The sequence below is a fragment of the Nocardia sp. JCM 38205 genome, from assembly GCF_058222935.1.
On sequence record NZ_JBYHFL010000001.1, the window covers coordinates 572,497 to 582,712 of the forward strand.

Genomic DNA, 10,216 nt, shown 5'->3' on the forward strand with positions numbered 1-10,216 from the left:
ACCGGCATCGAACGTTCGCACCGCGCTCCCCGCTCCGCGGGGACGATCCAGGAGAAGCAGTCGATTATGGGTCTCGAAGAAAAACTGCCCAGTGGTTTCGTGCTCAGCACCGTCGAATCGATGGCGGGCTATCTACGCAAGGGCTCGCTCTGGCCCGCCACCTTCGGGCTGGCCTGCTGTGCCATCGAGATGATGGCCACCGGCGCGGGCCGATTCGACCTCGCCCGGTTCGGGATGGAAGCCTTTCGCGCCTCCCCACGCCAGGCCGATCTGATGATCGTCGCCGGGCGGGTGAGCCAGAAGATGGCGCCGGTGCTGCGTCAGGTCTACGACCAGATGACCGAACCGAAATGGGTGCTCGCGATGGGGGTCTGCGCGTCCTCCGGCGGGATGTTCAACAACTACGCCATCGTCCAGGGCGTCGACCATGTGGTGCCGGTCGATATCTATCTGCCCGGCTGCCCGCCGCGGCCGGAGATGCTGCTCAACGCGATCATCGCGCTGCACGAGAAGATCCAGCAGATGCCGTTGGGCGTCAACCGCGAGGAAGCCATCCGCGCCGCCGAACACGCCGCGCTCGCCGCAACCCCCACCATTCGGATGGAAGGGCTGCTGCGATGACGGCCGGCGATCCGCGCGGCGGCTCCGGCGACGAGGTGATCGGCGTCCGGCACGGCATGTTCGGGGCCGCAGGCACCGGCGACACCTCCGGTTACGGCCGGCTCATCCGCCAGGTCGGCCTTCCCGGCGGCACCGCCCCGCCCTACGGCGGCTACTTCGACGCCCTCGTCGAGTCGCTGCGCACGGCCCTCGCCGAGGTGGATCTCGACTTCGATGCCGCCGTGGAGAAAGTGGTGGTATTCCGCGACGAACTCACCCTGCACGTGCGGCGCGCGGAGCTGGTCGCGGTGGCTCGAGCGCTGCGCGACGATCCGGCGCTGCGGTTCGAACTGTGCCTCGGTGTCAACGGCGTGCACTACCCCGACGATGCCGGACGCGAACTGCACGCGGTGTATCACCTGATGTCGATCACGCACGGGCGACGGCTGCGGATCGAGGTGTCGGCGCCCGACGCCGACCCGCACATCCCGTCGCTGTACCGGGTGTATCCCACCACCGACTGGCACGAACGCGAGACCTACGACTTCTTCGGCCTCCAGTTCGACGGGCACCCCGCACTCACCCGCATCACCATGCCCGACGACTGGCGCGGGCACCCCCAGCGCAAGGACTACCCGCTCGGCGGGATCCCGGTCGAATACAAGGGCGCGCGTATCCCGCCGCCCGACGAGCGGAGGGCTTACAGCTGATGAACAACACCGACACCCACGCCGCCGGAACCCACACCGATGATCCCGGCGCCCCCACGCGCCCGGCCCCCACTCCGCCACCAGAACCGACCACGGTCACCGTCGGCGGCCAGGACTGGGACGAGGTGGCAGAGGCGCTGCGCGGCGCAGGCGAGGAACGCATCGTCGTCAATATGGGCCCGCAGCATCCCTCCACGCACGGTGTGCTGCGGCTGATCCTGGAGATCGAGGGCGAGACCGTCACCGAAGCCCGCTGCGGCATCGGTTATCTGCACACCGGCATCGAGAAGAATCTCGAGTTCCGCAACTGGACCCAGGGCGTCACCTTCGTCACCCGGATGGACTACCTGTCGCCGTTCTACAACGAGACCGCCTACTGCCTCGGGGTGGAGAAGCTGCTCGACATCACCGAGCAGATCCCCGAGCGCGCCACCGTCATCCGGGTGCTGCTGATGGAGCTCAACCGGATCTCCTCGCATCTGGTGGCGCTGGCCACCGGCGGGATGGAGCTGGGCGCGCTCACCCCGATGCTGTTCGGTTTCCGGGAACGCGAGCTGATCCTCGACGTCTTCGAGACCATCACCGGCCTGCGCATGAACCATGCCTACATCCGGCCCGGCGGGCTCGCCCAGGATCTGCCCGACGACGGCGTCGACAAGGTCCGTGAACTTCTGGCGCTGCTACCGAAACGCCTACGCGATATGGAACATCTGCTGACCCAGAACCCGATCTGGAAGGCCCGCACCCAGGATATCGGCTACCTGGACCTCACCGGATGCATGGCGCTCGGCATCACCGGCCCGGTGCTGCGCGCCACCGGCCTACCGCACGATCTGCGCAAGGCCGCGCCCTACTGCGGTTACGAGACCTACGAATTCGACATCCCGACCACCACCGGCTGCGACTGCTACGGCCGTTACGTCATCCGGGTCGAGGAGATGAAGGAATCGCTCAAGATCGTCGAGCAGTGTCTGGACCGCCTGCGGCCGGGGCCGGTCATGATCGACGACAAGAAGATCGCCTGGCCCGCCGATCTGGCGTTGGGTCCCGACGGTCTCGGCAATTCGCCGCGGCACATCGGCAAGATCATGGGCTCCTCCATGGAGGGGCTCATCCACCACTTCAAGCTCGTCACCGAGGGCATCCGAGTGCCGGCCGGGCAGGTGTACAGCGCGGTCGAATCGCCGCGCGGTGAACTCGGGGTGCACATGGTCAGCGACGGCGGCACCCGGCCGTACCGGGTGCATTTCCGCGATCCCTCGTTCACGAATCTGCAAGCGGTGGCGGCGATGTGCGAGGGCGGCATGGTGGCCGACGTCATCGCCTCGGTCGCCAGCATCGACCCGGTGATGGGTGGGGTGGACCGATGACCGAGATCCTGTTGCGGCTCACCACCAAACCGGCACCGTACCCGGATGCGGTGCGCGGCCGGCTGGCCGCCGACGCGGCACAGATCATCGCCCGCTATCCCCATCCGCGTTCGGCGCTGCTGCCGCTCCTGCATCTGGTGCAGGCCGAAGAAGGGTTCGTCACGGCCACCGGCATCGAATTCTGCGCCGAACAGCTGGAATTGACAGCCGCCGAAGTCACGGCCGTGGCCACGTTCTATTCGATGTACCGGCGCACCCCCACCGGCGATTACCACGTGGGGGTGTGCACCAACACCCTGTGCGCGGTGATGGGCGGCGACGCCATCCTGGCCGCCCTGCGCGAGCACCTCGGGATCGCCCACGGCGAGACCACCGACGACGGCGCCATCACCCTCGAACACATCGAGTGCAATGCCGCCTGCGATTTCGCGCCGGTGATCATGGTGAACTGGGAGTTCTTCGACAACCAGACGCCGGAATCGGCGCGCGCGCTGGTGGATTCGCTGCGATCGGGCGCTCAGGTAACCCCGACCCGTGGGGCGCCGCTGTGCACCTTCCGGGAGACCGCCCGCATCCTCGCCGGCTTTCCGGACGAGCGCCCCGGCGCCCTCGACGGTATCCCCGGCCCGGCCACCCTGGCCGGGCTGCACACCGCACGCGAACACGGTATGGAGACACCCGCCGTACCGCAGCAGTCGGAGGGCGGGCAGCAGTGACACTCACCCCGGTACTCACCCGCCATTGGGACGAACCGCAGTCGTGGACGCTGGACGCCTACCGCGGCCATGACGGCTATCAGGCGCTGCGCATCGCGCTCGGGATGTCGCCCGATCAGGTCATCAGCACGGTCAAAGACGCCGGGCTGCGCGGGCGCGGCGGCGCCGGCTTCCCCACCGGCATGAAATGGAGTTTCATCCCGCAGGGCCCCGAACCCGACGGCACGATCACACCGCACTACCTGGTCGTCAACGCCGACGAGTCCGAACCGGGCACCTGCAAAGACATTCCGCTCATGCTCACCACCCCGCACGCGCTGATCGAGGGCGTCATCATCGCCGCCTACGCCATCCGGGCCGGGCACGCCTTCATCTATGTGCGCGGCGAGGTGGTGCCGGTGCTGCGCCGGTTGCAGGCCGCGGTCGCCGAGGCCTACCAGGCCGGTTTGCTCGGCCGCGACATCCTCGGCTCCGGCTACGACCTGGAACTCATCGTGCACGCCGGGGCCGGCGCCTACATCTGTGGCGAGGAGACAGCGCTGCTCGATTCGCTCGAGGGCAGGCGCGGCCAGCCCCGGTTGCGTCCGCCGTTCCCGGCCGTCGCCGGTCTCTACGCCTGCCCGACGGTGGTCAACAATGTCGAATCCATCGCCAGCGTCCCGCCGATCATCCGCAACGGGATCGCCTGGTTCCGGTCCATGGGCAGCGAGAAGTCGCCCGGTTTCACGCTGTACTCGCTGTCGGGGCATGTGACCAAGCCCGGCCAGTACGAGGCGCCGCTCGGGGTGACGCTGCGCGAGCTGCTCGGTTACGCCGGGGGTGTGCGCGCCGGACACGAGCTGAAGTTCTGGACACCAGGAGGATCGTCGACTCCGCTGTTCACCGCCGAGCATCTGGACGTCCCACTCGATTACGAGAACGTCGCCGCCGCCGGGTCGATGCTCGGCACCAAGGCCTTGCAGATCTTCGACGACACCACCTGTGTGGTGCGCGCGGTGCTGCGCTGGACCGAGTTCTACGCCCACGAATCCTGCGGCAAGTGCACACCCTGTCGTGAGGGCACCTACTGGCTGGTCCAGCTGCTCACCCGGCTGGAAGCCGGCCGGGGCACCGCGGCCGATCTGGACAAGCTGCTCGACATCTGCGACAGCATCAACGGCAAATCCTTCTGCGCGCTCGGCGATGGCGCGGCCAGCCCGATCGTGTCCTCGCTGAAGTACTTCCGTGAGGAATACGCCGAGCATCTGCGCCGCGGCGGCTGCCCGTTCGATCCGGCGCGCAGCACCGCCTGGGCCGACAGCGATACCCGAGAGGTGATCCGATGACCGCGACCGTGCGCACCGACACCAGCGGCGTGGTGCCCGCCGACCTCGTCAGCGTCACCATCGACGGCACCACCGTCAGCGTGCCCGCGGGCACGCTGCTCATCCGCGCCGCCGAACTCATCGGCATCCAGATCCCCCGTTTCTGCGACCATCCGCTGCTCGACCCGGTGGGCGCCTGCCGTCAGTGCCTGGTCGAGGTCGACGGACAGCGCAAACCGGTGGCCTCGTGCACCATGGCGGTGTCCGACGGCATGGTCGCGCATACCCAGCTCAGCTCCACCGCGGCGGAGAAGGCGCAGCGCGGGGTGATGGAGCTGCTGCTGATCAACCATCCGCTGGATTGCCCCGTCTGCGACAAGGGCGGCGAATGCCCATTGCAGAACCAGGCCATGTCCACCGGCTCGGCCGAATCGCGCTTCGACGGGGTGAAACGCACCTTCCCCAAACCGATTCCGCTGTCCACAGCGGTGCTGCTGGACCGCGAGCGGTGCGTGCTGTGCGCCCGATGCACCCGCTTCTCCCAGCAGATCGCCGGCGATCCGTTCATCGAGTTGCTCGACCGCGGCGCCCTGCAACAGGTGGGCACCGCACAGGCCGAACCGCTCGACTCGTACTTCTCCGGCAATACCGTCCAGATCTGCCCGGTCGGCGCGCTCACCGGTACCAGCTACCGGTTCCGGGCCCGGCCGTTCGACCTGGTGTCGAGCCCGAACGTCTGCGAGCACTGCGCCTCCGGCTGCGCCCAGCGCACCGATCACCGGCGCGGCAAGGTGCTGCGCCGCCTCGCCGGTGACGACCCACAGGTCAATGAGGAATGGAACTGCGACAAGGGCCGGTGGGCCTTCGCCTACGCCACCGAACTGGATCGGCTGACCACCCCGCTGGTGCGCGGGCTCGATGGTGAACTCGCGCCCGCGTCGTGGTCGCATGCGCTGGCCGTGGCCGCGCGCGGATTGGCCGCCGCGATCTCGAACACCGGTGTCCTGGTGGGCGGCCGGGTCACCATGGAGGACGCCTACGCCTACGCCAAGTTCGCGCGGCTGGTGCTCGAGACCAACGACATCGACATGCGGGCCCGGGTCCATTCGGCCGAGGAGGCCGATTTCCTGGCCGCGCGCGTCGCCGGGCAGGGCCTGACGGTCGGTTACGACGATCTCGAGGCCGCGCCGGTGGTGTTGCTGGCCGGTGTCGAGCCGGAGGAAGAATCGCCCATCGTCTATCTGCGCTTGCGTAAGGCCGTCCGCAAGCGCGGTCTGCCGATCTATGCGATGGCCGCCTTCGCCTCCCGCGGGGTGCGGCGGATGTCGGCCACCCTGCTGCCGACCGTCCCCGGTGCCGAACCGCACCTGTTCGAGGCGATCCGCACCGGCGGTGCGCAGACCGGCGAAAGCATCGGTGCCACTGTCGATTCCGCCCGGCTCGCCGAACTGGCGCAGCTGCTGCGCCGGCCGGGCGCGGTCATTATGGTCGGTGAGCGGCTGGCCGGCATCCCCGGTGCGTTGTCGGCGGCCGTGCGCCTCGCCGACGACACCGGCGCCGCGCTGGCCTGGGTGCCGCGGCGGGCCGGCGAGCGCGGGGCGATCGAAGCCGGCGCACTGCCCGGGCTGCTGCCCGGCGGCCGACCGGTGTGCGATCCGGAGGCCAGGCGTCAGCTGCACGATGTCTGGGGCGGTGAGATACCCGTCGCCGCGGGCCGCGATACGGCCGGAATCCTCGACCCGGCAGCCGGACTCGCACTCCTCGTCGGTGGCGTCGAGCTCGCCGATCTGCCGGACCCGAAGGCCGCGCTCGCCGCCGTTCGGGCCGCCCCGTTCGTGGTGAGTCTGGAGCTGCGCCGCAGCGAGATCACCGACTGCGCCGATGTGGTGTTCCCGGTGGCTTCGGCCATGGAGAAGGCGGGCACCTTCCTGAACTGGGAGGGCAGGCCCCGCGCGTTCGAGGCCGCGCTCGGTGAATCCACCGTGCGGCGCACCGCGGCGCCGCTATCGGATCTGCGGGTGCTGCACACCCTGGCCGCCGAGATGGGCACGCCGATCGGGCTGCCCGATGCCGCGACCGCACGAGCCGAACTCGCCGGACTCGGCGCCTGGAACGGCGCGCCTGCCCCCGCGCCCGCGCATCTGCCGCATCCGGTCACCCGCCCGGGCCCCGGCACCGCGGTGCTGGCCGGGTGGCGGATGCTGCTCGACGCCGGACGCATGCAGGACGGCGAACCCAACCTCGCGGGCACCGCGCACCCCGCCGTCGTGCGGGTCTCGCCCGGCACCGCCGCCGACATCGGCGCCGCGAACGGCGAACCGGTCACCATCACCACCGAACACGGTGCGCTCACCCTGCCCCTGATGGTCACCGACATGCCCGACCGGGTGGCGTGGGTCCCACTGAACGCACCGGGTCACTCGGTGCACACCGCGTTGGCGACGCACCCGGGCGGCGTCGTCGAGCTGCGCCGGGCCGACCTGGACTTGGAGGTCGAGGGTCATGCATGAGCTGTCCGATCTGGTGATGCTCGCCCAGGCCGCGGACGGGCCAGCGGGTTTCGGCACCGACCCGCTGTGGCTGGTGCTGCTGAAATCGGTCGCCGTCTTCGTGTTCCTGCTGCTGACGCCGATGATCGCGGTGCTGGCCGAACGCAAGATCGTGGCCCGCATGCAGATGCGTATCGGCCCCAACCGCACCGGCCCGTTCGGCAGCCTGCAATCGATTGCCGACGGGGTGAAGATGGCCCTGAAGGAAGACATCGTCCCGGCCATCGTCGACAAACCGATCTACATCCTGGCGCCGGTGCTCGCCGCCATCCCGGCGTTCATGGCCTTCGCGGTCATCCCGTTCGGGCCGCAGGTATCGATCTTCGGGCACACCACACCGCTGCAATTGACCGACCTGCCCGTCGGGGTGCTCTACATCCTGGCGATCACGTCCATCGGCGTCTACGGGATCGTGCTGGCCGGCTGGGCGTCGGGCTCGACGTATCCGCTGCTGGGTGGACTGCGCTCGACCGCGCAGGTCATCTCCTACGAGATCGCCATGGCGCTGTGCTTCGCGGCGGTGTTCCTGCTCGGCGGCACCATGGCCACCTCCGGCATCGTGGCCGCCCAGCACGGCACCTGGTACGCCTTCTTGTTGCTGCCGTCATTTCTCATCTATTGCGTGTCCATGGTCGGTGAGACCAATCGGGCGCCGTTCGATCTGCCCGAGGCCGAGGGTGAGCTGGTCGGCGGATTCCACACCGAGTACTCCTCGCTCAAGTTCGCCATGTTCATGCTCGCCGAATACATCAATATGGCGACGGTGTCGGCGCTGGCCACCACCCTGTTCCTGGGTGGCTGGGCCGCGCCGTGGCCGTTGAACATGTGGTCGGGCGCGAATTCGGGCTGGTGGCCGCTGCTGTGGTTCACGCTCAAGGTCTGGACGTTCCTGTTCGTGTTCATCTGGCTGCGCGGCACCCTGCCCCGGCTGCGCTACGACCAGTTCATGAACCTCGGCTGGAAGCTGCTGATCCCGGTGTCGCTGCTGTGGGTGATGGTGGTGGCCACCGCGCGGGTGCTGGAACTCGAGGGCTACCACGTACAGACGCCGATCCTCGTCATCGGCGGCGTGCTGGTGTGCGCGCTGATGGTCGGGCTGTTCCTGCGGGCGGGCCGCGCACCGGGAGCGCCGCCCGAGGTCGAGCAACCGGTGGCCGCCCCCGACCGATCCTCCAGCGGCACCGGCGTTTTCCTGGGCTTCCCGACGCCGCCGCTGCCGGAGCGGCCGTCACATACCGTGCCGGCGGGCGGACTGTTCGAACCACTGGCCGGTTTCGCCGTCACCGCGGCCACCATGTTCAAACGGCCCAATACCGAGTTCTATCCGGAGCAGAAGGTACCGACCGCCGCCCGCTATCACGGCCGTCATCAGCTCAACCGGTACTCCGACGGGCTCGAGAAATGCATCGGTTGCGAGTTGTGCGCGTGGGCCTGCCCGGCCGACGCCATCTACGTCGAAGGCGCCGACAACACCGAGACCGAACGCTACTCCCCCGGTGAACGCTACGGCCGCATCTACCAGATCAACTACCTGCGCTGCATCGGCTGCGGCCTGTGCATCGAGGCCTGCCCGACGCGCGCGCTGACGATGACCAACGACTACGAACTGACCGACGACAACCGCGCCGACCTGATCTACGAGAAGGACCGGCTGCTCGCCCCGATGGAACCGGGCATGACCGCACCACCGCACGAGATGCGCCCCGGCGCCACCGTGGCCGACTACTACACCGGTGCCATCGACGGCACCGAACCGCAACGCTCGCCCGCGGCGGCGGGCACCGGCGCGGACGGAGGCACCCGATGACCGTCATGACCCATCTCGCCGCGGCGGCGCCGCTGGCCGCCGAACCGATCACCCGGACCGGCACCGGCGAAGCCGTGCAGTTCTGGATCCTCGCGCCACTGGCGGTGATCGGCGCACTCGGCATGGTCTTCGCCGCGAAGGCGGTTCATTCCGCGATCTGCCTGGCCGCCACCATGATCGCGCTCGCGGTGTTCTACATCGCGCAGGACGCGTTGTTCCTCGGCGTCGTGCAGATCGTGGTCTACACCGGCGCGGTGATGATGCTGTTCCTGTTCGTGCTCATGCTCGTCGGCGTGGATTCGGCCGAGTCGCTGCGCGAGACCCTGCGCGGCCAGCGCATCGCGGCGGCAGTGGTCGGCCTCGGGTTCGGGCTGTTGTTCATCACCGGGATCTCACACGGCGTCCGCAACTCCGGGATCACCTATCCCGCCACCGGATTCCCCGGCCGCGACGTCATCGGCGAGCTGGCCGAGTTGATCTTCGTTCGCTACGTGTGGGCCTTCGAGCTCACCGGCGCGCTGCTCATCGCCGCCACCATCGGCGCCATGGTGCTGGCGCACCGGGAGAAGTTCGGGCCGCAACTGGGCCAGCGTGAGATGTCGCGGCGGCGCTTCCGCGATCCCGAACACGCCAGGCCGACACCACTACCGACGCCGGGTGTCTACGCCAGGCACAACGCCGTCGACGTGCCCGCGCGGCTGCCCGACGGTTCGTTCGAAGAGCTGTCGGTGTCGACCATCCTGCGCCACCGCCGCACCCGGGCGCTGACCGAAGCCGCGGTCATCTCCGTCGGCACACCGTCCGAGCCGAGCGAACCGGTGCGCGGCGAATCCCGCACCTCCGAGGAGAAAGGGAGCCGGTGAATCCCGAGAACTACCTGTTCCTGTCTGCGCTGCTGTTCACCATCGGCGCCGCCGGTGTGCTGCTGCGCCGCAACGCCATCGTGGTGTTCATGTGCATCGAGTTGATGCTCAATGCGGTGAACCTGGCCTTCGTCACCTTCGCCAGGATGCACGCGAACCTCGACGGTCAGGTCTTCGCGTTCTTCACCATGGTGGTCGCCGCCGCCGAAGTAGTGGTCGGGCTGGCGATCATCATGACCATCTTCCGCGCCCGCCGCTCGACCTCGGTCGACGACGCCAACCTGCTGAAGTTCTGAC

Annotated in this window: 9 protein-coding genes; all 9 read left to right on the plus strand. The window is 68.7% G+C overall.

The window, feature by feature from the left end; translation table 11 throughout:
* Window positions 1–66 precede the first annotated feature (66 nt).
* From AC4HOU_RS02685 to nuoK, 9 genes are read left to right on the plus strand one after another with little or no spacing between them, the layout of a single operon-like run.
* Entirely contained in the window at window positions 67–621 is a 555-nt protein-coding gene (locus AC4HOU_RS02685) for a NuoB/complex I 20 kDa subunit family protein (protein ID WP_163810733.1), read from the plus strand.
* The gene (locus AC4HOU_RS02690) at window positions 618–1,310 is read left to right on the plus strand and encodes an NADH-quinone oxidoreductase subunit C (RefSeq protein WP_163810731.1); all 693 of its coding nucleotides are present in this window, start codon (window positions 618–620) and stop codon (window positions 1,308–1,310) included. Before AC4HOU_RS02685 ends, AC4HOU_RS02690 begins: the two co-directional genes overlap by 4 nt.
* Window positions 1,310–2,680, plus strand: coding sequence for an NADH-quinone oxidoreductase subunit D (locus AC4HOU_RS02695; protein ID WP_228815096.1), 1,371 nt, complete (start codon window positions 1,310–1,312; stop codon window positions 2,678–2,680). The genes AC4HOU_RS02690 and AC4HOU_RS02695 overlap by 1 nt, the downstream gene beginning before the upstream one ends.
* Window positions 2,677–3,396, plus strand: coding sequence for an NADH-quinone oxidoreductase subunit NuoE (gene nuoE, locus AC4HOU_RS02700; protein ID WP_195019538.1), 720 nt, complete (start codon window positions 2,677–2,679; stop codon window positions 3,394–3,396). The genes AC4HOU_RS02695 and nuoE overlap by 4 nt, the downstream gene beginning before the upstream one ends.
* Entirely contained in the window at window positions 3,393–4,721 is a 1,329-nt protein-coding gene (gene nuoF, locus AC4HOU_RS02705) for an NADH-quinone oxidoreductase subunit NuoF (RefSeq protein ID WP_163810727.1), read from the plus strand. The genes nuoE and nuoF overlap by 4 nt, the downstream gene beginning before the upstream one ends.
* On the plus strand, window positions 4,718–7,210 hold the full coding sequence (locus tag AC4HOU_RS02710) for an NADH-quinone oxidoreductase subunit G (RefSeq protein ID WP_490724092.1): 2,493 nt from the start codon (window positions 4,718–4,720) through the stop codon (window positions 7,208–7,210). Before nuoF ends, AC4HOU_RS02710 begins: the two co-directional genes overlap by 4 nt.
* A 16-nt stretch (window positions 7,211–7,226) precedes the next feature.
* Window positions 7,227–9,056 carry an NADH-quinone oxidoreductase subunit NuoH gene (gene nuoH / locus AC4HOU_RS02715; protein WP_194990777.1) on the plus strand — a complete coding sequence of 610 codons (1,830 nt, stop codon included), beginning with the start codon at window positions 7,227–7,229 and terminating at the stop codon, window positions 9,054–9,056.
* Complete coding sequence (locus tag AC4HOU_RS02720) at window positions 9,053–9,919, plus strand: NADH-quinone oxidoreductase subunit J (RefSeq protein WP_163810723.1); 867 nt, start codon at window positions 9,053–9,055, stop codon at window positions 9,917–9,919. The genes nuoH and AC4HOU_RS02720 overlap by 4 nt, the downstream gene beginning before the upstream one ends.
* A complete protein-coding gene (gene nuoK / locus AC4HOU_RS02725) occupies window positions 9,916–10,215 on the plus strand; it encodes an NADH-quinone oxidoreductase subunit NuoK (protein WP_036536861.1) in 300 nt (99 codons plus the stop codon). Before AC4HOU_RS02720 ends, nuoK begins: the two co-directional genes overlap by 4 nt.
* Window position 10,216 lies beyond the last annotated feature (1 nt).